This is a genomic window from Streptomyces sp. NPDC104309 (assembly GCF_055584025.1).
The window spans coordinates 1-22,772 of sequence record NZ_JBVJMV010000041.1 but is presented as its reverse complement, the minus strand read 5'-3'; the positions used below and the strand labels follow the sequence as shown (position 1 = coordinate 22,772).

Sequence of the window (22,772 nt, the reverse complement as noted above, 5' to 3'; positions counted from 1 at the left end):
CGGGACGTCCGCCCGCCGGTGCACAGGGGCCGCCCGGCCGTCGCGTGGCGACCCCCGGGCGGCGGGCTCGGCGGGGCCGGACTCTCCGCCCTGCGGGGTCAGCCCGGTGCCATGCGGCTGAGGGATTCCCATTCCCGGTACTGCTCCGCGCGCGCCCGGCTCATCTCCTGGACGAGGTCGAACGACCGGCCGCCGAGAATCAGGCGACGAGGCGGGTCCGGCAGCGCGGCCAGCTCCATGATCGCGGGTGCCGCCGTGCTCGGATCCGGACCGGAGTCCTCGCCCCACATCTCGGCCAGCCGGGTCCGCAGCGTGTCGTAGGCCGGGTCGAGTGCCGTCGCTGTCGTGCCCGCCGTGAACAGCTCCGTGGCGTAGCCGCCCATCTGGACGACCGTGACCTTGATCCCGAACTGCTCGACCTCCATCGCCAGTGCCTCGCTGACCGAGTCGAGCGCGGCCTTGCCCGCCCCGTAGAACCCGACGGAGGCCATGCCGCCGCCGGTGCCCATCGACGTGATCTGCAGGACGCGCCCGGAACCCTGCGCGCGCAGGTGCGGGATCACGGCCTGCGTCACCCACACCGCACCGAAGAAGTTGACGTCGAGGTGATCTCGGATCTGCTCCTCCGTGGCCTCCTCCACCATGCCGTACAGCAGACCGCCCGCGTTGTTGACCACGACATCGAGTCGGCCGAAAGCCGTCACCGCCTGTTCCACCGCCTCGAACACGGCCCGGCGGTCGGAGACGTCCAGAGAGAGCCGTACGAGATCGTCCGGGTACTCCTCGGCCAACCCGGCGAGCGGCTCGACGTTGCGGGCGGCTGCCACGACCCGCTCCCCGGCGGCCAGGGCCGTCTCGGTGAACGCGCGTCCCAGGCCGCGGGAAGCACCGGTGAGGAACCAAACCCTGGCACTCGGCACAGAAACCCACTCCTTCGTCCATGGAGAACGCCGCGCTCCACGGCGGTGCCCCCGCAAAGGACATGCCACTTCACTCGACGAGACGGACCGTTCCGTCTCGTTGAAGACCATAACGAACCCGCTCGTCCGAATCCAGAGACTTTCGATCACCCGCAGTCGTTCGGATCACCGGGCGGACCGGAGGGCGGTCCTGTGGGTGTGTGGTCGCATGGGGCCGGGTCGGAGGAGAGCGTGAGCGGCCCATGAGGGGCTGGGTGCGGCCGGGTGCGGCCGGGTGACTGTCCTGATCGCTTCGCGGCGGACGGTCGCTGTCGTGATGAGGCAGGGAGACGCACGTCACATTCGCCGCCGTCACATCCTGCGGTGCCGTTTCCGTCAGAGAGGTGTAACCGCCAACAACGGCAAGGAGTGCACCATGAATGCTCGCTTGAACCTTTTCAGCAACCCGGTCACGGGCAAGGCCCTGAAGCACATCGTCGCGGCGGGCAAGGTGGTCACGGACTCGACGCTGCCGGACTCGACGCGGGAACTCGTGCTGCTCCGCGCCAGTCAGATCAACGGCTGCGCCTTCTGCGTCGACATGCACACCAAGGACGCCGAGCACGCCGGGGAGACCTCGGCGCGTCTCCATCTGGTCGCGGCCTGGCGGGAGGCGACGGTGTTCACCGACGCCGAGCGCGCCGCCCTGGAACTCGCTGAGCAGGGCACCCGCATCGCCGACGCGGCCGGTGGTGTCAGCGACGAGGTCTGGGCGAACGCCGCCAAGCACTACGACGAGGAGCAGCTCGGGGCCCTGGTGTCGCTCATCGCCCTCATCAACGCCTTCAACCGCGTGAACGTCATCACCCAGCAGCCCGCCGGTGACTACCGGCCCGGCCAGTTCGCCTAGGACTTGTCCGGGCGATCTTCGCGGGCCCGGGGCGTCTGGTGCGGCACCTCGCCGCGTTGTCGGTGTCGCCCAAGTACGTCCAGTACGAGGACGATCCTCCGCCTTGCGATGCACCGCACCAGACGCCCCAGGCTGATCCACGAAGCTCGACAGGACAGGACCTGGGGCCGCTCGTCCGGGTCATGCCGGGCTCGTCCGGACGAAAGAACCTGGAGGGAAGCGTCCGGCCGGGCCCCGTTCCCACGGGCCCCGGCCGGGCGCCGGTGGGCGCGCACACGGGGGAATCCGTCGCGACGGCCCGGTTCGGATCCTCAACGGCGTCCTGACCGGACCGTCCGGGCGCAGCGGCTCAGCGCGCCCGCTGCTCGTACCCCACGAGACGGACGCAGACGGTGAGTCCCGCGATCGCCTGCTCCAGCTCCGCGAGGCCCGGGTAACTGGGGGCGATCCGGATGACCGCGTCGCGCGGGTCGTCACCGTACGGGTGGGTGGCGCCGGCCGGGGTCAGCACGATGCCCGCCTCGGCGGCGCGGAGTACGACCTCCTCGGCGCAGCCGTCCGGCACCTGGAGGGTCACGAAGTACCCGCCCCTGGGCGAGGTCCAGGTCGCGAGTCCCGTCCCGCCGAGCTCGGCCTCCAGGATCCGCGCCACCGCCTCGAACTTGGGCTGCAGCAGGGCCCGCTGGCGCTCCATGTGGGCCCGCACCCCGTCGGCGTCCCGCAGGAACAGGACGTGCCGCAGCTGGTTGATCTTGTCGGGGCCGATCGATCGCTTGGCGTTGTTGCCGAGCAGCCACTGCACATTGGCGGGCGAAGAGCCGAAGAAGGCGACGCCCGCGCCCGCCGCCGTGATCTTCGAGGTGGAGCCGAACACAAAGGCCCGGTCCGGGTTCCCGGCCCCGGTGCAGGCGGCGAGCAGATCGGCGATTTCGACGGGCTCGTCGGTGAGGTGGTGTGCGGCGTAGGCGTTGTCCCAGAATATTCGGAAGTCGGGAGCCGCGGTGCTCATCGAGGCGAGGCGTGCCACGGTCTCGTCGCTGTAGCAGACACCGTCCGGATTGCTGTACTTCGGTACGCACCAGATGCCCTTGATCGCGGGGTTCTCGGCGACGAGCCGTTCCACGGCATCCATGTCCGGGCCCTCGGCCGTCATCGGCACCGGGATCATGTCGATCCCGAACCGCTCGCACAGCGCGAAGTGCCGGTCGTAGCCGGGCACGGGACACAGAAACGCGATCCGCTCCTGCTCCACCCACCGCGACTCCGCGCCCGGCAGCACGCTCAGCAGGGCGTGCACCAGGCAGTCATGCATGAGTTCGAGGCTGGAGTTCCCGGCCGCGAGCAGTTGTCCGGCCGGTACCTGCAGCACCCCGGCGAAGATCTCCCGGAGCTCGGGCAGCCCCTGCAGTCCGCCGTAGTTGCGTACGTCCGTGCCGTCGGCGGAGGTGTGCCGCCCGCCGGGCAGGCTCAGCAGGTCGTCGGAGAGGTCGAGCTGTTCCGGCGCGGGCTTGCCGCGGGTGAGGTCGAGCGAGAGTCCGAGTCCCGTGAGGTCCCGGTAGTCCTGGCGGGCCCGCTCAAGGGGCTCCGTCAGGGCGGCGGGGCTCAGCTCGGTGGTCATGGTGTTTCCTCTCGCAGGTGCCGCACTGATGGGGTGGTGCCTGCCGAGAATACAAACCGGCGCGCGGGAGCAAATCGGAGCCGGGTGCCGTACCGGCCCGGCCGGTGCGGACGTGTGGCCCGCACGGGTGTGAAACATGATCGACTCCGCCGCTTCACGGCGATGGTCTTGCCCCGCTGTGTGACGGGGCCTACGTTCTCCTCTACGCACGTGTCTACGGGCGTAGAAACGCGTAGAGGCTCTCTGACGCCGCGTCGAAGGAGCAGCTCATGTCCCAAGTAGTACGCGCCGCACTCGTCCAGGCGACCTGGACCGGCGACACCGAATCCATGATCGCCAAGCATGAGGAACACGCGCGCGAGGCCGCCCGCCGGGGCGCGAAGATCATCGGCTTCCAGGAGGTGTTCAACGCCCCCTACTTCTGTCAGGTGCAGGAACCCGAGCACTACCGCTGGGCGGAAGCCGTCCCGGGCGGGCCGACCGTCCTGCGGATGCGGGAACTCGCCCGCGAGACCGGCATGGTGATCGTCGTGCCGGTCTTCGAGATCGAGCAGTCCGGCTTCTACTACAACACCGCCGCCGTCATCGACGCCGACGGCTCCTACCTCGGCAAGTACCGCAAGCACCACATCCCGCAGGTCAAAGGGTTCTGGGAGAAGTACTACTTCAAGCCCGGAAACGTCGGCTGGCCGGTCTTCGACACTGCCGTGGGCAAGGTCGGCGTCTATATCTGCTACGACCGTCACTTCCCGGAGGGCTGGCGTCAACTCGGTCTCAACGGGGCCCAGTTGGTGTACAATCCGTCTGCCACCTCGCGCGGCCTCTCCAGCTACCTCTGGCAGCTGGAACAGCCCGCTTCCGCAGTCGCCAACGAGTACTTCGTCGCCGCGATCAACCGCGTCGGCCAGGAGGAGTACGGCGACAACGACTTCTACGGAACCAGCTACTTCGTCGACCCGCGTGGCCAGTTCGTCGGCGAGGTCGCCAGCGACAAGGAGGAGGAACTCGTCGTCCGCGACCTCGACTTCGGCCTCATCGACGAGGTCCGGCAGCAGTGGGCGTTCTACCGGGACCGCCGGCCCGACGCGTACGAAGGACTGGTGGAGCCGTGAGCAGCCTGCACCGACGCCATCTCGCCGTCAGCCCCGACTGGCTGGCGCTCTACTACAAGGACCCGCTGGAGATCACCCACGGCGAGGGCCGCCATGTCTGGGACGCCGACGGCAGGCGCTACCTCGACTTCTTCGGCGGCATCCTCACCACCATGACCGCCCATGCCCTGCCCGAGGTGACCAAGGCGGTCAGCGAGCAGGCCGGGCGGATCATCCACTCCTCCACGCTCTACCTCAACCGGCCGATGGTCGAGCTGGCCGAACGCGTCGCCACGCTCTCCGGCATCCCGGACGCACGGGTCTTCTTCACCACCTCCGGCACCGAGGCCAACGACACGGCCCTGCTGCTCGCCACCGCGTACCGCGGGTCGAACCAGATACTCGCGATGCGCAACAGCTACCACGGCAGATCCTTCTCCGCCGTCTCCATCACCGGCAACAACGCCTGGTCGCCCACGAGCCTGTCGCCCTTGCAGACGCTGTACGTGCACGGTGGCGTCCGCACCCGCGGGCCCTACGCGTACCTCGGCGACGCCGAGTTCATCGCGGCCTGCGTCGCCGATCTGGAGGACCTGCTCGGCCACACCCGTGAGCCCGCCGCCCTGATCGCCGAACCCATCCAGGGCGTCGGCGGGTTCACCTCACCGCCCGACGGTCTGTACGCGGCCTTCCGCCGGGTCCTCGACCGCCACGGCATCCTGTGGATCTCCGACGAGGTGCAGACCGGCTGGGGTCGCACCGGTGAGCACTTCTGGGGCTGGCAGGCGCACGGCGAGAACGGTCCGCCGGACATCCTCACGTTCGCCAAGGGCATCGGCAACGGCATGTCGATCGGCGGTGTCGTGGCCCGCGCCGACGTCATGAACTGCCTCGACGCCAACTCCATCTCGACGTTCGGCGGCTCCCCGGTCACCATGGCGGCCGGCCTCGCCAACCTCTCGTACCTCCTCGAACACGATCTGCAGGGCAACGCCCGCCGCGTCGGCGGACTGCTGATCGAGCGGCTGCGTGCGATCGGCGCGGCCTCGGAGTGCGTACGGGAGGTGCGCGGCCGGGGCCTGATGATCGGGATCGAGCTGGTCGAGCCCGGCACCGACGAGGCGAACCCGCGGGCGGCCACCGCCGTACTCGAAGCCGCCCGTGAAGGCGGTCTGCTCGTCGGCAAGGGCGGCGGTCACAACACCAGCGTGCTGCGGATCGCACCGCCGCTCACGCTGACCGTCGCGGAGGCGGAGGAGGGCGCCGGGATCCTGGCCGAGGCCCTCCGATCGGTGGCCTGAGCGACGGGGGTGTGGGCGACGGCCGGTACGCGGCTGTGTAGCTTGGCCGCCATCACACCCCCGTGTCGCGAGCACACCCGTGTCCGTTCAGGAGCAGCACCATGCCCGAGAACATCCTCCCCCTCCCGTCCACCGCCAGGCCCGGCGCGTCGGCGGCCGATGCCGACGCCGTGTGGGCCGTCCTCACCGGAATGTACGAGGCGTACGACGCCGGCGACCGGGCCGGGATCGACGAGGCACTCGATCCCGAGGCAACCGTCTGGGACTCCGCCGCCGACCCGCTCCTGCTCGGCAAGCCCGACCTCGACCGGATCCGCGACGCCCGCCCGGCTGCCGGTGAGGGACCGGAGGAGACCGGCCTCACCGCGTACGACCGCACCGTCGACGTCTTCGGCGACATCGCCGTCCTGCGCTTCTGGCTGCGCGTCGACTTCGCCCCCGCCGCAGACGGTACGCCGAACCGCCCCGAGCTGATCCGGAACACCGTGATCCTGCACCGGGCGGGGGAGAGCTGGCGGATCGTCCACCTCCACGAGGACGTGCGCCGGCCGGGCCCCGTCGGCTGACGCCGGGCGCTGCGCACGGCCGGACTCCGTCCACCGTGCGCAGCGCACAGCGACCCGCCGCGCCCCGTCGATAGCGTCACGCCATTCCCTTGAGAAAGCCGGGAGGCGGCATGACTTACCGGGTGGCCATGGACATCGGTGGCACGTTCACCGATGTCGTCGCGTACGACGAGACGCGCGGCACCTTCGACGCGGCGAAGACCCCCACCACGCCGGGGGACCTCGCCGAGGGCGTCTTCTCCTCGCTGGGCCGGGCGGTCGACGACCCCGGCGACATCTCCTTCTTCGTCCACGGCACCACTCAGGGCCTCAACGCCCTGCTGGAACGCAAGGGGGCCCGCGTCCTGCTGCTCGCCTCGGCCGGGATGCGCGATGTCTACCGGATCGCCCGCGGCAACCGGGACCGCATGTTCGACCTGCACTACCGCAAGCCCGTGCCGCTCGTGGACCGCTACGCGACCGCCGAGGCGGGCGGACGCTTCGACTCGCGCGGCACCGAACTGGTCCCGCTCGACGAGGGCGCCGTACGGGCCGCGGCCCGTCGCGCCCGCGACGAGGGCTTCGACGCCGTCGCCGTCGCACTGCTCTTCTCCTACGTCGACCCCACCCATGAACTGCGGGCCGGCGAGATCCTCGCCGAGGAGCTCGGCGACGACGTGATGATCGTGCTCTCCCACCAAGTGGCGCGCGAATGGCGCGAGTACGAACGCACCTCGTCCGCCGTCCTGGAGGCGTACACCGGGCCGGTCGTACGCCGCTACCTCGGCCGGATCGAGGACCGCTTCGCCGCCCACGGGCTGACCGTTCCCGTACAGGTCATGCAGTCCTCCGGCGGCGTCGTCAATGCCTCCTTCGCCCGTCGCCACCCCCTCCAGACCCTGCTGTCCGGACCGGTCGGCGGCACCATGGGCGGCGTCTCGGCGTCCGCGCTGCTGGGGCGGCCGAACGCGATCTGCGTCGACATGGGCGGCACCTCGTTCGATGTGTCGCTCGTCCTCGGCGGGCGGCCCCATGTCTCCAACGAGGGGGTCGCCGACGGCTTCCCCGTGCTCATGCCCCTCGTCGACCTGCACACGATCGGGGCGGGCGGCGGCTCCCTCGCCTACGCCGAGGCGGGCGGACTGCGCGTCGGTCCCGAATCGGCGGGCGCGGTACCCGGCCCCGCCTGCTACGGACGCGGCGGCACACAGGCCACCGTCACCGACGCCAACACCGTCCTCGGCCGCGTCGACCCCGACTGGTTCGCCGGCGGACACATGACCCTGGACACCGAAGCCGCCCACCGGGCCGTCGCGGAACTCGCGGACACCCTCGGCCTCGACCCCGTCGAGCTGGCCGGCGGCATCTGCGACGTCGCCAGCGCCAAGATGGCCCAGGCGATCCGTACGCTCACCGTCGAACACGGCCTGGAACCCCGCGAGTTCGTCCTCCTCGCCTTCGGCGGCGCCGGACCCATGCACGCCGTGGAGATCGCCCGCGAACTCGGCATCGAGGAAGTCGTCGTACCGCGCTTCCCCGGCGCGTTCTCCGCCTGGGGCATGCTCGGCACCGAGGTCCGCCGCGACCTCACGCTCCAGTTCTTCACCCCGGGCGCCGACCTCGACGGCCCGGCCATGGCCGACGCACTCGCCGCTCTGCAGGCCGAGGGCTTCGACGCCCTCTCCGAACAGGGCGTACCGGCGGACCGGCACCGTATCGAGCACGCCGTGGACATGCGGTACGAAGGCCAGGACTACACCCTGACCGTGCCGCTCTCCGGACCGGCCGAGCCCGCCGCCGAAGGCTTCCTGGACTCGGTGGCCGACCGCTTCGCCCAACTCCACGAGCGCCGATACGGCCATGCGACCCCCGAGGCGCCCGTCGAGTTCGTCACCCTGCGCACCACCGCGCTCGGCGGACTCCCCGAACTCGCCGCCGTCCCGTACGCCGCGGCGCCGGGCGAGGCCCCTGCGACCACGGTCAAGCCGGTCGTCTTCGGCGGCGCCGCGCACGACACCGCGGTGCTGCGCCGCGAACACCTCGCCCCCGGGCAGTACATCCCCGGCCCCGCCGTCATCGTCGAGGCCACCTCCACCACCGTCGTCCCGCCGGACGCCACGGTCACCGTGGACGACAACGGATTCCTCGTCATCAAGCTCGGAGGCGTCGCATGACCAGCACGACCACGGCAGCCGTCGACCCGATCACCACGGAGATCATCCGCTGCGCGCTGCTCCAGGCCGCCGAGGACATGAACACCACCCTGATCCGGTCCTCGTACACCCCGACCATCTACGAGGCGAAGGACTGCGCCGTCGCGCTCCTTGACCGTGACCACCACGTCCTCGGCCAGTCCTCCGGCCTGCCGATCTTCCTGGGCAATCTGGAGGAGTGCACCCGCGCCACGGAGCAGATGTACGGCCGCGAGGTCTGGCGGCCCGGCGACGTATGGGTGCTCAACGACTCGTACATCGGCGGCACGCACCTCAACGACGTCACCGTCTACGCCCCGATCTTCGTCGACGACGAACTCGTCGGTTTCGCCGCCTCCCGCGCCCACTGGATCGACATGGGGTCGAAGGACCCCGGCGGTTCCATGGACTCCACGACGATCTATCAGGAGGGCCTGCGCATGGGCCCGTTGAAGATCTACGAGAACGGTGAGGCATGCACGCTCATCCATGATCTGATCTCCCGGCAGGTCCGATTCCCGCACCCCACCCTCGGCGACATGCGCGCCCAGGTCGCCTGCGCCCGCACCGGGACCCGCAGGCTCGCGGAGATCGTCGGGCGGTGGGGTCTGGAGACCGTGCTCGCCGCCCGTGACGCGATCTTCGCCCAGACCGAGCGACTGGAGCGCCAGGAGATCGCCGCGATCCCCGACGGTGTGTACGAGGCCACGGGGCATCTCGACAACGACGGCATCGACCTCGGCGCGCCGCTGCGTGTCACCGTCCGCGTCACCATCGACGGCGACCGCATGACGATGGACGTCACCGACTGCGCCGACCAGGCGACCGGGCCCGTCAACTGCGGTGCCGCGCAGACCGTCGCGGCCTGCCGGGTCGGCTACAAGCTGCTTGTGAGCGGCGAAGTACCGCTGAACGGTGGCTCGTTCAAACCACTCGATGTACTGACCCGACCCGGCACCATGCTCGCCGCCGTCGAACCGGCCGCCTGTCAGTACTACTACTCGCACCTCGGCCTGGTCATCGACCTGGTCGTCAAGGCGCTCGCCCCGGCCGTCCCGGACCGCGCCGCCGCGGCAAGCTACGGCGACTCGATGATCGTCCAGTTCACCGGCACCGACCCGCGCAGCGGAAAGCTCTTCGTCTCCCAGGAGGCGACGGTCGGCGGCTGGGGCGCCTGGGAGACCTCCGACGGCGAGTCCTGCCTGATCAACAACGTCAACGGCTCGCTGCGCGACATGCCGGTCGAGGTGCTGGAGACCCTGTTCCCGGTGCGTGTCGAGGAGTACGCGGTGCGCCCCGACTCCGCCGGTGCCGGCCGCACGCGCGGGGGCAACGGGGTGGTACGGCAGTACCGGTTCACCACCGACCAGCAGCTCTCGCTGTGGTGGGAGCGTTCGGTCACTCCGGCCTGGGGAGTCTTCGGCGGGGCAGCGGGTGCTCCGCCGCAGGTCACGCTCAACCCGGGGCGTGACGGCGCGCGTTCACTGCTGAAGGTCAACGCGCTGACCGTCCGCGAGGGGGATGTGCTGCGCTGCGAGAGCGGGGGCGGCGGCGGGTTCGGTCCGGCGGGGGAGCGGTCCCCCGAAGCGGTGGCCGAGGACGTGCGGCAGGGGTTGCTGTCGGCGGGGCACGCGGCGGCCGTGTACGGAGCCTGACAGGCGGACGTGATGGGTTCGAACGCGCGATCGCACCGTGGAACGGGAGTCCCCGCCCCGGGCGGGGCACCGCCGCGGTGCCCGCCCACCTCATCGCATCGGCGGTCGGTGATTCCGCGGCTGCGGTGGCCGCCGAGCCGCTCAGTGCTCGCCGTCGCCGTCCCTGTCCTCGGACAGCAGCACCCGGCAGGCCAGATGGAGCGCCAGCCGTTGTGACGCGTCGTCAGGATCGAAGCCCAGTGCGCGAATACGGTCCAGCCGCGCCGCCACCGTGTTGCGGTGCACACCGAGCACCTCGGCCGCCGCCGTCGGTGCCGCGCCCGCGTCGAGGACGACCGCCAGCGTACGCAGCAGCGTGCCGTCCCGGTCCGCCGCGAGGAGTGGAGCGAGCACCACCTCGGCCGGGCCGCGCAACAGCTCCGTCGGTACGGCGGACAGGAGCTGGGCCGCGCCCATGCGGTCCCCGCGCACCACGCTCGCGGGGTCCCCGGCGGCGGCCACTCCGGCCGCCGCGCACGCGTCGGAGAGGACCGGGCCGAGGGCGGACAACGAGGCCGCCGTACCGGCCACTCCGCCCGCGACCGGCACATAGGCGGACAGCGCGGCGAGGGCGCCGGTCAACTGCCGGGCCGCTCCGTCGAGCGGGTCCGCGCCGCCCGCCGGGGACACCGACTGCCAGGCCACCCAGCAACCCTCGTACGCGACCAGCGGTCCACCCGGTCCCGCCGCCGCCCACACCGCGCGCAGCGCGGGGCCGGGGTCCGGGCCGTCCCGGCCCGCGACCGGGCGCAGCGCGTACGCGACGAGCGGGCCACGGGCGGGCCAGCCCAGCGCCGCCGCCTCGGCGCGTACGTCCTCGCCCGGCCCCGCCCCGGGACCGTCGCCGGCCGGAGCCTCGGAGGCATCCTCCAGCAGTCGGTGCAGCAGCAACTCGGCGCGGTGGCCGGTCCGTTCGTCGTCCAGGCGGCGCACCGCGCACCACGCGGTGAGCGGAGCGACCGCGAGCCGGAGCACGTCCCGCACCGTCTCCCCCCACCCCGCGACCCGCGAGCCCGACCGGGCGACCAGAGCACCCAGCGCGCCGCTGTCGCCGTCCGGCACCTCCACCCGGACGGTCAGCGCGCCGCCCTCCGCCGAGAGCGCGGCCCGCCGGCCGGCCAGCACGTCACCGGTCGGCCCGGTCAGCGCCACCGCCGTGGACGGCAGGATCGCGTGCAGGGCGGACAGCACCCGCCCGGCGTGCGGTCCGGCGTCGGCGAGCGCGCGGGCCGCCTGCGCCACCAGCGCGGTCCGTCCGGCGTCGGGCCGGGCGACGGCGGAGGCGATCCGGACCGCCGCGTCCAGCGCGTCCTCGTCGATCACCAGCAGTGGCACCCCGAGCCGGTCGGCGAGCGCCCCCACCGAGCCGGGCCGGCCCGCCGACTCGGTGACCACGACACAGGCCGCGGCATGCTCCCACGCCTTGCGCAGCGCCATCTCCACGGTCCAGCCCGCGGCGGCCACCCGGCCGGTCAGCACGACCGCCGTATGAGGTTCCAGGGTGTCGAGTGCCGCCGTACGGTCCACGATGCGCACCGACCGCACCTCGATGTCCCGGCCGCTCGCCCCGGACATCCGGACCCCGGCGAGCCGCCCCTGCTGGACGAGTTCGGCGACGGTGAGCGCGCCCTCGCGGACCGCGCGGCCTGACGGGCGATTCACCATGGCTCCTCCTGTGCGCCCTGCGGATCGACCGCGCCCGCACGGGCCAGCCGTCGGCCTTCGGGCGTGTGCCAGGCGGGTGCGGCGGGGATGACCACCACCTCGACGGCCACGCCCGGCACCGCCCGCTCCACATCCAGTACACGCCGGTCGGCCGAGGCCGACAGGATCAGGATCTGGTCCGGGGCGGCGGCGACCGGCGCCCCGTCCGCCAGCGCCAGCAGCACCTCGTTGTGCGCCTCCAGACGGAAGTGGCGGCCGAGCCCCTCCGTCTCGGCGACGAGCACACTCGTCGGGCGGGACGGCAGCGCGGGCCACGGGGAGGCATCCGGGCCGCCGAGCCGGCCGTACGGTTCCGGCGTCCCGTAGCCGTATTCGTCCGCCGGGTGCTCCACCGCCGTGATCCGGCCCCGGCACAGCCGCCGCGGTGACCAGGGGGCGAACAGATCGCGGGGGGCCGCCGTGCCCGCGCGGATCGCCCTGCTCACCGTGGAGGGCACCACGGAACCGGCCAGGACCTCGCCCGGCATGGCGTAGCAGACGGCCACCGCCCAGCCGCCCGCCGCCGGAACGAGCGGACGCACCAGGTCCTCCACTCGTCCGCCCGCGGACTCCACCACGACCACGTCGCCCGACGGGGTCGCCAGCGCGAGCGGTGCCGCGGCCACCCCGGCCAGCGTGAACGTCGACTGCTCCAGCAGCGGCAGCACCCGTCCGCAGCCGTCGCCGTCGACCAGCGGAAGCCCGCAGTCCGCCGCGGCGGCCACCGACAGCAGCGCGTTCTCGCCCGCCGTGTTCAGCGCGACGACCGCATCGGCGCGGGCGCCCAGCAGCCGTTCCAGGGCGCGCACCGCCCGCACCGTCTCCGCGCCCGTCGGCAACTGCTCGGCGAGCGCCGCCGAGGAGCCGACCAGGGTGACGGTCACACAGAGCCGCAGCCCGCTCAGCTCGCCGGGGGCCAGCAACCACACCGGACCGTGCGTGGCCACCGATGCCCGCGCCCAGTCCAGCGCCACCCGGAACGCCGACTCCGCCGCGCCCGCCGCCAGCACCAGCGACCCGGCCGCCAGCCGCTCCAGCACGGCCGCGTCCACCTGGAGCGGTGGCTCGCTCATGACGTCGCCCCGGCGGGTGCGCCCACGGCCCGGACCCTGATGCGATGCACCCCGCCCGGCAGATATGAGACGGGCGTGTGGTCCGCCCGTGCGACCCGGGCACCGCCCGGCGCCGCACCCGCCGACACGACCCGCGCCAGCGCCTGGTCGCGGGCCAGCCCGATGAGCCGGTCCAGTTCCGCCCGGCCCGGCGCGACCACCACCTGCTCCAGCTCCACCCGCGTGTCGGAGCGCGCCGCACCGTACGCCGCCGCGCAGATCCCGTCCGCGCCGCCGCCGAAGTACGGGGCCGCGCCGCCCGCGTACAGCACCGTGCTGCCCGGCGAGCGCTCCAGCACTCCGGCCACCAGCGCGTCGACCCGGGGCCGTGCGTCGGCGGGCAGTTCCTCGCCGCCGAACGGCAGGGTGTCCAGGCGCGGCCTGCCCACATCCATCCAGAGGCCGCCGGGCCCCGGGCCCGCGTCCCCGGCCTCCAGTTCGCCGTCCGTGACGGCCGAGCAGCGGATCGTGGAACCGGCCGCGTCGACCACGACGGCCCGCTCGGTGCCTGCCCGCAGCGCGGCTCCGCGCAGCGCGCAGGCCGCCGCGGAGACGGTGGCGATCACCGGGTAGCGGCGGACGTACTCGGCGGAGACGAGACCGGCGTCGTCCCGGGCGAAGAACAGCGGGGCGGTGATGCCACGGGCGCGCAGTGCCCGTTCGGCGGTGGTGGTGAGGTGCTCGGCCCAGCGGCCGAGCGCGGCATTGGCGGCCGCGGCGTTCTCGCGCTCGCGCAGACCGGGCGAGCCGATCTCGTACGAGAGGGTGATGTGCGCACCGGGCAGGTGGCGGGCGATCACGGCGGCCGCGGTCAGTTCGGGTTCGGGGCGGGCGGGCGAACCGGCCGCGCAGAGTGCGAACGAGGTGATCGAGGCGGTCGCCGCGTCCCGGGCGAACGCCTCGACGCCGGCCCGGTCGAGCGGCGCCAGCGGCCGGCCGGTGAGCGAGGACCCGCCCGCGACCACGCGGGTCAGCCCGCCCGGCTGCGGGGACGGGCCGAGCGCGGGATGGCCGGGAGGAGAGATGCGCAGCACGGCGACGGGTGACGGGGTGCAGGGCGTGCGGTCGAGGTCGGTCGTGAGGCAGACGACCTCGACACCGTCGTACGGGGTGTCCGTGTGCGGGTCCAGCGCGTCGAGCACGTCGCGCAGCGAGCGGTCGAGCGAGGCCGACGAGTCGACCACGGCGTGGGCCGGCACGGTGCCGTCGGGACCGACGAGAACGGCGACCGTCGTCGTACGCCCCACGTCCACACCTAGTCTCACCTGCGTCATCCTGCCACCAGGCGCTGGACCGCGCCCCTGTTCGAGATCCCGGCCCTACTCCAGATCCCGCCCCTCGGTCTCCGGCAGCGGAGCGGCGAAGAGCAGCGCCACCACCAGGAAGGCCGTGATGAACAGGATCGTCGTCGAGAACCCGGTCGCCTGCGCCAGCAGGAAGCCGACCACCGAAGGCGCGAGCGACGTCGCGACCAGCTGGGCCGCGGTGGCCCAGGAGTACCCCGTGCCGCGCAGCGCGGTCGGGAAGAACTCACCGTTCCAGGTGTTCCACACGCCCCAGGCACCGAGGCTGAAGAAGGAGAGCGCGAAGTTCGCGATGTACAGCTCGGTCAGCGAGCCGGAGTAGGCGAAGAAGATTCCGCTGACCGCGGCGAGCGCGACGTACGGCAGGAAGACCTTCTTGCGGCCGAAGCGTCCGGTCAGCAGCGAGGCGGAGACGTAGCCGGGGATCATGAACAGCGCGCTGAGGGCGACGAAGCCGAGGCTCGCCGACATGCTCAGACCCCTGTCCTGGAGCAGCGTCGGCAGCCAGGTCTGCAGACCCCAGTAGCCCCAGTTGAAGGTGAAGTTCACGACGAGCATCAGCACCGTGATCCGCAGCAGCCTGCCACGCAGCAGCTCCGCTGGACGTCCGGCCTTCTCGGGGGCGACGACCTCGAAGCGGGTGCCGTCCGGGACGTCGGCGCCCAGCCGGCGCAGCACGGCCGCCGCCTCGTCGTGCCGGTTCTGCCCGGCCAGCCAGTACGGCGACTCGGGCACCCAGGCGCGGATCGCGAACACCCAGAGTCCCGCCAGGGCGGAGGCGATGGCCACCACATGCCAGCCGAGGCCCGCCAGCAGCTGGGTGACCCCGACCGCGGCCAGCACACCGATCGGCCAGCCGATCGACAGATAGACCGCGGCCCGGCCGCGCATCCGGGACGGCAGCAGCTCCAGGAAGTACGGGAAGGTCACCGTGTAGATCCCGGCCAGTGCCAGACCGGACAGCACCCGGGTGATCAGCAGGACCGTGAAGTTCGGCGAGAAGGCGCTGGCCAGCGCGACCACTCCGTACGCGGACAGGCTCCACAGACACACCGCGCGTCGGCCGATCCGGTCCGAGACCGGACCCCAGACCAGCGCACCGGGGATCATGCCGAGCGCGACGGCGGAGAGCGCCCACCCGATGCGGCCCGCGTCGATGGAGAAGGCGTCACCGAGATCACCGGAGACATAGACGAGAGCGAGCTGTTCCCACGACTCGATGACGAAGGCCATGAAGAGGGCCAGCGCCGCCAGTACATGGACGCGCCCGAACGGCATGGCCTCGAAGTACGCGCCGACGGGACGCGGCCCGTGGATTCGGCCCTCGCCCGGTCGCAGGGGTTCTCCGGTTGCACCGGAACGTGCGGTTGTCGCGCTCACCGGCTGTCCTCCAGGCTTTCGTACCGACCGACTCACCACTCAGCGGGTGGAGATGGCGGCACAGTAGACAGGCCCGGGAGCGGATACCTGTGCGCGGCGCACAGTGGCATGCGGGGCCGCTGTGCTGTGTGCCCCGGCGGGCCGTGGAGGGCCGCACCGGCGTGAACTGCCACGGTAACCCGGCGCGGCAGCGATGCGGCCGGACCCCGGTGACTCCGGGGCCCGGCCGGACGGTCAGCCCCGGTGGCCGGTGGGGCGGGTGAGGTCCAGGGTGCGGACCGGGTCGAGCTCGCCGTAGTACGCGAGGTGCTCGTAGCGCACCTCGGTGACGGTGAGCGTGGCCTCGGCGACGCCCCGGTCCACCGTGGCCTTGAAACGCACCGAGCCGTCCTTCTCGGTCGTGCCGGTCAGCTTCCGCGCCGTGCCCCCGGCCGTCAGCTCGGCCGTGACCTTCGCGCCCTTCACCGCCTTGCCCTGAGCGGTCCTGACCACACCGTTCGCGGTGATCTTCCAGGCGGCGCCGCACCGCGTCCCGCTGTGGGCCGGTGGAGTGCCGGGCGGGGGAAACGGAAACGTCTTCAGCGGTTGGCCGCAGCGGTATTGCCACAGTGGGTAACCCACTTCTACGTTCTTCACCACGCACCTCATCTACGTGCGTAGACCCATTCCGCCACTGTGAGGAGGGGTACATGAGCCGCACCGTCATCCACGGCGGTCTCGTCATCACCGCGTCCGACGAAATCCATGCCGACGTACTCATCGAGGGCGGCCGCATCGCCGCTCTCGCGGCGCACGGCACCGACGCGGCCGAGAGCTGGAGCGCCGACCGGAGGATCGACGCCACCGGCAAATACGTCATCCCGGGGGGTGTCGACGCGCATACGCACATGGAGATGCCGTTCGGCGGCACCTACGCCGCCGACACCTTCGAGACCGGCACCCGGGCGGCGGCCTGGGGCGGTACCACCACGATCGTCGACTTCGCCATCCAGTCCGTGGGCCACGCGGTCCGCGAAGGGCTCGACGCCTGGTACGCGAAGGCCGACGGCAACTGCGCCATCGACTACGCCTTCCACATGATCCTCTCCGATGTGAACGAGTCCTCGCTCAAGGAGATGGACCTTCTCGTGTCGGAGGGCGTCACCTCGTTCAAGGGTTTCGTTCGGTCGCGTGACCAGGAATTTTCTTACGGAGTAGGCCGTGTGCCGTGCGAGGTGGCGGCGTGAGGGGGCCGGTGGGCCGGGGCGTGGCCCCGGCCCGTGTCGGTGGTGGCCTGGTCAGTGGTCGGCGTGAAGGGAATGTTGGGAAATGACTCGGACTCTGATTACCGGTGGTCTTGTGATCACGGCCGCGGACGAGGTGCATGCGGATGTGCTGATCGAGGACGGCCGGGTGGTGGCGTTGGCGGCGCCGGGGACGCAGGAGTGGACGGCGGACCGGGTGATCGACGCGTCGCAGAAGTATGTGATTCCGGGTGGGGTCGACGCGCACACGCATATGGAGCTTCCCTTTGGTGGCACGTTCGCGTCGGATACGTTCGAGACGGGGACTCGGGCGGCTGCGTGGGGCGGGACGACGACGATCGTCGACTTCGCGGTGCAGTCGAAGGGGCAGGCGCTGCGGGCCGGTCTGGACGCCTGGATGGAAAAGGCGGACGGGAACTGCGCGATCGACTACGCGTTCCACATGATCATGTCGGACGTGAACGAGTCGACGCTGCGAGAGATGCCGAAGCTCGTCGAGATCGGTGTTTCCTCGTTCAAGTTGTTTATGGCGTATCCGGGTGTCTTCTATTCGGATGACGGCCAGATTCTGCGGGCGATGCAGGTGGCCGGCGATACGGGTGGGCTGATCATGATGCACGCGGAGAACGGCATCGCGATCGACGTCCTAGTCGAACAGGCTCTGGCCCGGGGCGAGACCGATCCCCGCTATCACGGGGAGGTCCGCAAGGCTCTGTTGGAGGCGGAGGCGACGCACCGGGCGATTCAGTTGGCCCGGGTGGCCGGTTCCCCGCTGTATGTCGTCCATGTGTCCGCGGAGGAGGCGGTGGCGGAACTGGCGGGGGCGAGGGATATGGGCCTGCCGGTGTTCGGTGAGACCTGCCCGCAGTACCTGTTTCTGTCGACGGACAATCTGGCGGAGCCGGGCTTCGAGGGAGCCAAGTACGTGTGCTCGACGCCGCTGCGGCCGAAGGAGCACCAGGCGGCATTGTGGCGGGGCCTGCGGACCAATGACCTCCAGGTGGTCTCCACCGACCACTGCCCCTTCTGCTTCACTGGGCAGAAGGACCTCGGCCGGGGCGACTTCTCGAAGATCCCCAATGGCCTGCCGGGAGTGGAGAACCGCATGGACCTCCTCCATCAGGCGGTGGTGGACGGTCAAATCTCGCGACGTCGTTGGATCGATATTGCGTGTGCCTCTCCGGCCCGGATGTTCGGTCTCTACCCGCGGAAGGGCACTATCGGTCCCGGTGCGGACGCGGACATCGTCATCTACGACCCGCATGCCACCCAGGTGCTGTCCGCTGAGACTCATCACATGAACGTCGACTACTCGGCGTACGAGGGGAAGAGGGTGACCGGCCAGGTCGAGACGGTCCTCTCACGGGGTGAGGTGGTGGTGGATCAGCGGAAGTATGTGGGTCACGCGGGTCACGGGGTGTTCCTGCCGCGTGGCCTCTGTCAGTACCTGGGCTGAGCGCACCGGGGTCTCGTCCTCTATCGACTCGAAACTTTGGAGGTCCGCGTGGACTTCGGGCTCGTTGTGCAGACTGATCCGCCCGCCTCGCAGGTAGTCGGGCTCATGCGCAGGGCTGAGCGCAACGGCTTCCGCTACGGCTGGACCTTCGATTCCGCCGTGCTGTGGCAGGAGCCCTTCGTCATCTACAGCCGCATCCTCGAACACACCGAGCGCCTCGTCGTCGGCCCCATGGTCACGAACCCGGGGACCCGCACCTGGGAGGTGACGGCCTCCACCTTCGCCACCCTGAACGACATGTACGGCAACCGGACCGTCTGCGGGATCGGACGGGGCGACTCGGCGATGCGCGTCGCAGGCCGCAAGCCGAACACCCTGGCCCGGCTCGGTGAGGCCATTGATGTCATCCGCGATCTGGCGGAGGGCCGGGAGGCCGAGGTCGACGGCAATCCGATCCGTATCCCGTGGGTCAAGGACGGCAAGCTGCCGGTGTGGATGGCGGCGTACGGTCCCAAGGCCCTCGCGCTGGCCGGGCAGAAGGCCGACGGCTTCATCCTCCAGCTCGCCGACCCGTTCCTGACGGAATGGATGATCAAGGCCGTGCGTCAGGCCGCCACCGATGCCGGCCGCGACCCCGACGCGCTGACGATCTGCGTCGCCGCCCCGGCCTATGTCACGGCCGACGATTCGCCCGAGGCCATGGCGCATGCCCGGGACCAGTGCCGCTGGTTCGGCGGCATGGTCGGCAACCATGTCGCCGACCTGGTCGCCAAGTACGGCGAACACTCCTCGATCGTCCCTGAGGAGCTGACGGTGTACATCAAGGACCGTCAGGGCTACGACTACTCCCACCACGGCCGCGCCGACAACCCTGACACCGCCTTCGTCCCCGACGAGATCGTCGACCGCTTCTGTCTCCTGGGCCCCGCCGAGGCCCACATCGACAAGCTCCGCCATCTGCGGGACCTCGGCGTCGACCAGTTCGCCGTCTACAACATGCACGACAACCGCGAGGCCACCATCGACGCCTACGGCACCGACATCATCCCCGCGATCAACGCCTGACGCGGACCGGCCGTACCTCCGTACAGTCGGTGCGACGTGGTGCCGGCCCACCGAAGAAGGGGCCACCGGTGCGCCCTCGGAAGTCCTCTCGCGGACTTCCGAGGGCCTGCGTATCGCGCCCGTGCGGTCGACACTGCGATCCGCGCCGGCCGAGCGCTCGGCGAGCCGGAAGCGGCCGCCGCTGGGAAACCAGTGAGCCTGTGGTGACTGTTACACAGCCCTCCAGTCATATTCCTTTGATCCACAGGACGAAGAGTGTCACGAGGCCGGCACCTACTCGTGCAGCAGTCCCGACTTCGGCGATCGTATTTTGATCAGCAGCTATGCCCGAAGTACCACTGAAGTGCCCCGTCTGATCGTCATTGGTGTCTTGCCTATCGGTCGCCCTACATCTTCGGTGCTTCGAAGGCTGACGATCTGACTTTTCCGGGCATGGCTGTAGCCGGGTATGAGGATGGGGGTAGCCGGCATTCCAGATGCCCCGAAGGCAGGTTGGCGCGTATGTATTGGTGGTGGCGCGGTCCAAGAGCGGCTATGAGGTGGCAACTGGAGTATCCGGGGAACTCTTTCACTTCACTGCCCTAGAATTCGGCATTGTGGCCCACGCGCGGAAATGAGTGTAGCGCGAGAAGAGAGTGGGCATGAAGGGGGGTGTCAATGGTGACGTGGAAGGGAAGCCTGCCGCCGATGATTCTCGGTCGAGCGGGCGATGTCTGAAGCGATCCCCCTTTCTCCTTACGTGTTCTCAGGGGTAGTGATTCGATGGGTGGAGAGGATTGTCTGGTCGACGGCTGCTGTAAGGCGCCTGTCGTCAACGTGGTCTTGAAGCACAGCCTGCTAGGGGCGGAGGATCGCCGACGGTTGGCGGTGATCCTTCTCGGTGCCAGGCAAGAGGATGCTGATCGAGACATCTGCTTGTCTGAAGTCTTGGCGGTCGACGCCTCACCTTCTGCGCGTAGGGCCGGTGCGTTCTCTCACGTCAGTGATTCGATGCTGGATTCGTGAATGGGAATGGTGAACATCAAATCCCCCCTCATTCGGGTAGCCGTCTACCTTCGGGTTTCGACAGTTGGGCAACTGTGCGGCTACGGTATTGATATCCAGCTGAACGAATGCCTTGCCTGGCTTGATTTCGCAGTGGGGAAGGGGCTGTATTCCTATGATGTGTATACCGATGGTGCCGTGTCTGGGAAGTTGGCGCGACGGCCGGACCTGGCGGATTTGGATGCGGACCTCGCGCGATGCCTCTACGACATTGTCGTGTTCGGAAAGCTCGACCGCATCGGCCGCACTATGAGGGAGATCCATCGCTGGGTCTACGACACCACAGATATCGAGACCCGCCGGGGGCAGCGGGTCCGTGTGGCGACTGCGGACGGCCGTATCGACAGCGAGCATCCCATGTTCGGCATCCAGCTGAGCTTGCTTGCCTACGTGGCAGAGCTGGAGCACGCACTGCTCCTGGAACGGACCCTGAGGGGGCGAGAAATGAAGCTTGCGGCGGGCGGCTGGCCTGGGGGCGTCGCACCGTTTTGGCTGACGCTGCCAGCGAGGGGGGACTGTGAGGCGCCGACCCTGCGGGCTGCGGGAGTGGAGCTACTCGATGTCGGAGCCTGGCTGATCGGCGAGGAGCGGCTGAGCGCCGCAGAGGCAGCGGAGAACCTCAACGCGCTGGGGTATGTGACGGCACGAGGCTTGCCGTGGACAGGGGAGAACCTGGCCAGGGTTTTCCAGCAGACGGCCCTGGACGGGTACGTCGCATTTCGCTTTGCGCGGCATCGCGGGGCCGGCCGCGATCGTGACGAGGGCGATGGGGTGTCGGTACCGGAAGAGACTGTCCGGATTGCTGTGCCGATACCGCTTCCTGCGGGCCGTGTCCGCCAGGTACGGGCTGCCCTTGCCCGCCGCTCTTACGCGAGGGAAGAACAGAGAACGTACCTGTTGTCGGGCCGGGTCACCTCCTCGTGTGGGCATCACTACATCGGGGCGCACAGGGAAGACCGCGGCCGCACCGCCTATCGGTGTACGGGGCGTCGGTCCGACCCACCCTGCAACTGTGGGGAGATCGTGGCTGGCCCGCTGGAGGACGCGGTGTGGCGTGAGGTCGCCAAGTTGCTTGTCGACCGTGTTCAGCTCCGTGTAGTGGCTGAAGATTTGCTCGGTGTCGTTCCTGGCCAGGAGAGGTCGCTTGGTGAACGCCTGGTGGACCTTGATGCGCGCATCGAACGCTGCCGCCGCGTGAGGAAGAAGAAGCTTGTTGCCCTCGCGGGGGCCGTTACGGCAGGAGTGAGCGAGGACTCCAGCTTCGTCCAGGAGCTGCGGGCGGCTCTTGCTGAGGTCGGGGACGACTTCGCCGACAAAGACCGACGGCTGGGGCAGTTGCGCGAGGCCGTCGCGGGCCGCGTGGCGGCGGCGCAGCGGCAGGAGATCCGGGCGAGACGCGTGCTGGAGGATGGTGCGGACGTACAGCGCCGCCTGGATGCGCTTGATGTTGAGCAGCGACTGGAACTGCTTGATCTGCTGGGCGTCGAGGTCCGTACTCTCACGAAGGTTCCTGGCACCATACGGGCAGCGGGTTGCCTATTTGAGGCTTGGTTCAACGAGCGTCAACGTGCCGTGCCTCGGCCGTTGACCGACGACCAGTGGGCCGCGTTGGCCTCGTACTTTCCTGAGCCACGCAAGAAGACACGTGTGGTTCCACCGAGAGTGGCCTTCGAAGCAGCGTTGTACAAGGTGCGCCACGGTGTCCGGTGGGGTGCCCTCCCGGTGGAGGTGCTACAGGGGCAGCGTCCGCAAGGCGTCTATCAGCGCGCCTTGGGCTACCTGAAGGACGGGTCCTGGCAGCGGGCAGTAGACGCGCTGGGGGACTGCGAGGGTACGGCGGTGCCGCCGCTTTACGTACTTCCAGACATCGCTATCAGCTGCACTTTCGATCCGATCTTGATGACGTCACCGACTCACGCCGTGATGCCGGACGTCTGACCAATTGATACTGGGCTACGGGGCCATAGGGAGGGTCGTGATCCTGCTCCGCTTGGGCTGAGCTTGCTCCGCTTTGACGGACACCATTGGTGTGGTGGTCACGCTGCGAGTGCGGTCTCGTACTCAGCGAGACTGAAGTAGCCGAGGCTGCTGTGCAGTCGGTGCAAGTTGTACCAGCCTTCGATGACCCTGTTGCCCAATTGATCTCAGGCCGCGAGCTCGAGAGCTGCCAGCCGGGAGGTCCGGGTCCCGGCAAGAGGAGTCTCGTTCCACCA

Annotated in this window: 16 protein-coding genes and 1 pseudogene; 10 read left to right on the top strand and 7 right to left on the bottom strand. The window is 70.1% G+C overall.

The genetic code is table 11. The features are described from left to right. Positions 1-98: 98 nt before the first annotated feature. Positions 99-920 carry an SDR family NAD(P)-dependent oxidoreductase gene (locus ACZ68L_RS36995; RefSeq protein WP_469586452.1) on the bottom strand — a complete coding sequence of 274 codons (822 nt, stop codon included), beginning with the start codon at positions 918-920 and terminating at the stop codon, positions 99-101. Positions 921-1,335: 415 nt separating this feature from the next. On the opposite strand from ACZ68L_RS36995, the gene ACZ68L_RS36990 reads away from it, so the two are divergent. Continuing rightward, the gene (locus ACZ68L_RS36990; protein WP_469586449.1) at positions 1,336-1,809 is read left to right on the top strand and encodes a carboxymuconolactone decarboxylase family protein; all 474 of its coding nucleotides are present in this window, start codon (positions 1,336-1,338) and stop codon (positions 1,807-1,809) included. A gap of 349 nt (positions 1,810-2,158) precedes the next feature. On the opposite strand, the gene ACZ68L_RS36985 is transcribed toward ACZ68L_RS36990, so the two are convergent. Then, complete coding sequence (locus tag ACZ68L_RS36985) at positions 2,159-3,427, bottom strand: aspartate aminotransferase type Ic (RefSeq protein ID WP_469586447.1); 1,269 nt, start codon at positions 3,425-3,427, stop codon at positions 2,159-2,161. A 269-nt stretch (positions 3,428-3,696) separates the two neighbouring features. Here ACZ68L_RS36985 and ACZ68L_RS36980 point away from each other — a divergent pair, with 269 nt between their 5' ends. From ACZ68L_RS36980 to ACZ68L_RS36960, 5 genes are all read left to right on the top strand, one after another. Further along, the gene (locus ACZ68L_RS36980; RefSeq protein WP_469586443.1) at positions 3,697-4,539 is read left to right on the top strand and encodes a nitrilase-related carbon-nitrogen hydrolase; all 843 of its coding nucleotides are present in this window, start codon (positions 3,697-3,699) and stop codon (positions 4,537-4,539) included. Then, positions 4,536-5,819 (top strand): aspartate aminotransferase family protein, encoded by a 1,284-nt coding sequence (locus ACZ68L_RS36975; protein WP_469586440.1) that lies wholly within the window; start codon positions 4,536-4,538, stop codon positions 5,817-5,819. Before ACZ68L_RS36980 ends, ACZ68L_RS36975 begins: the two co-directional genes overlap by 4 nt. Before the next feature lie 101 nt (positions 5,820-5,920). Next, on the top strand, positions 5,921-6,385 hold the full coding sequence (locus ACZ68L_RS36970; RefSeq protein WP_469586437.1) for a nuclear transport factor 2 family protein: 465 nt from the start codon (positions 5,921-5,923) through the stop codon (positions 6,383-6,385). Positions 6,386-6,495: 110 nt separating this feature from the next. Further along, positions 6,496-8,538 carry a hydantoinase/oxoprolinase family protein gene (locus ACZ68L_RS36965; RefSeq protein WP_469586435.1) on the top strand — a complete coding sequence of 681 codons (2,043 nt, stop codon included), beginning with the start codon at positions 6,496-6,498 and terminating at the stop codon, positions 8,536-8,538. After that, complete coding sequence (locus tag ACZ68L_RS36960; RefSeq protein WP_469586432.1) at positions 8,535-10,211, top strand: hydantoinase B/oxoprolinase family protein; 1,677 nt, start codon at positions 8,535-8,537, stop codon at positions 10,209-10,211. Before ACZ68L_RS36965 ends, ACZ68L_RS36960 begins: the two co-directional genes overlap by 4 nt. Before the next feature lie 141 nt (positions 10,212-10,352). Here ACZ68L_RS36960 and ACZ68L_RS36955 read toward each other — a convergent pair whose 3' ends face one another. From ACZ68L_RS36955 to ACZ68L_RS36935, 5 genes are all read right to left on the bottom strand, one after another. After that, a complete protein-coding gene (locus ACZ68L_RS36955; protein ID WP_469586429.1) occupies positions 10,353-11,915 on the bottom strand; it encodes a helix-turn-helix domain-containing protein in 1,563 nt (520 codons plus the stop codon). Then, positions 11,909-13,027, bottom strand: a complete 1,119-nt coding sequence (locus ACZ68L_RS36950; protein WP_469586426.1) for a DUF917 domain-containing protein — start codon at positions 13,025-13,027, stop codon at positions 11,909-11,911. Before ACZ68L_RS36950 ends, ACZ68L_RS36955 begins: the two co-directional genes overlap by 7 nt. After that, on the bottom strand, positions 13,024-14,331 hold the full coding sequence (locus ACZ68L_RS36945) for a hydantoinase/oxoprolinase family protein (RefSeq protein WP_469586423.1): 1,308 nt from the start codon (positions 14,329-14,331) through the stop codon (positions 13,024-13,026). Before ACZ68L_RS36945 ends, ACZ68L_RS36950 begins: the two co-directional genes overlap by 4 nt. A gap of 54 nt (positions 14,332-14,385) precedes the next feature. Beyond that, on the bottom strand, positions 14,386-15,750 hold the full coding sequence (locus tag ACZ68L_RS36940; RefSeq protein WP_469586420.1) for an MFS transporter: 1,365 nt from the start codon (positions 15,748-15,750) through the stop codon (positions 14,386-14,388). 234 nt (positions 15,751-15,984) lie between these two features. Continuing rightward, positions 15,985-16,386, bottom strand: a complete 402-nt coding sequence (locus ACZ68L_RS36935; RefSeq protein WP_469586417.1) for a peptidase associated/transthyretin-like domain-containing protein — start codon at positions 16,384-16,386, stop codon at positions 15,985-15,987. Between the two features lie 53 nt (positions 16,387-16,439). Between ACZ68L_RS36935 and ACZ68L_RS36930 the strand changes: the two are divergent. The 4 genes and pseudogenes from ACZ68L_RS36930 to ACZ68L_RS36915 all read left to right on the top strand — a co-directional run. Continuing rightward, a pseudogene (locus ACZ68L_RS36930) lies at positions 16,440-16,913 on the top strand (amidohydrolase family protein); the annotation flags it as partial. 145 nt (positions 16,914-17,058) lie between these two features. Next, positions 17,059-18,450, top strand: coding sequence for a dihydropyrimidinase (hydA, locus tag ACZ68L_RS36925; protein ID WP_469586415.1), 1,392 nt, complete (start codon positions 17,059-17,061; stop codon positions 18,448-18,450). A gap of 48 nt (positions 18,451-18,498) precedes the next feature. Then, positions 18,499-19,515 carry a TIGR03842 family LLM class F420-dependent oxidoreductase gene (locus ACZ68L_RS36920; protein WP_469586412.1) on the top strand — a complete coding sequence of 339 codons (1,017 nt, stop codon included), beginning with the start codon at positions 18,499-18,501 and terminating at the stop codon, positions 19,513-19,515. Between the two features lie 1,005 nt (positions 19,516-20,520). After that, complete coding sequence (locus tag ACZ68L_RS36915; protein WP_469586407.1) at positions 20,521-22,497, top strand: recombinase family protein; 1,977 nt, start codon at positions 20,521-20,523, stop codon at positions 22,495-22,497. The last annotated feature ends 275 nt before the right edge of the window (positions 22,498-22,772 follow it).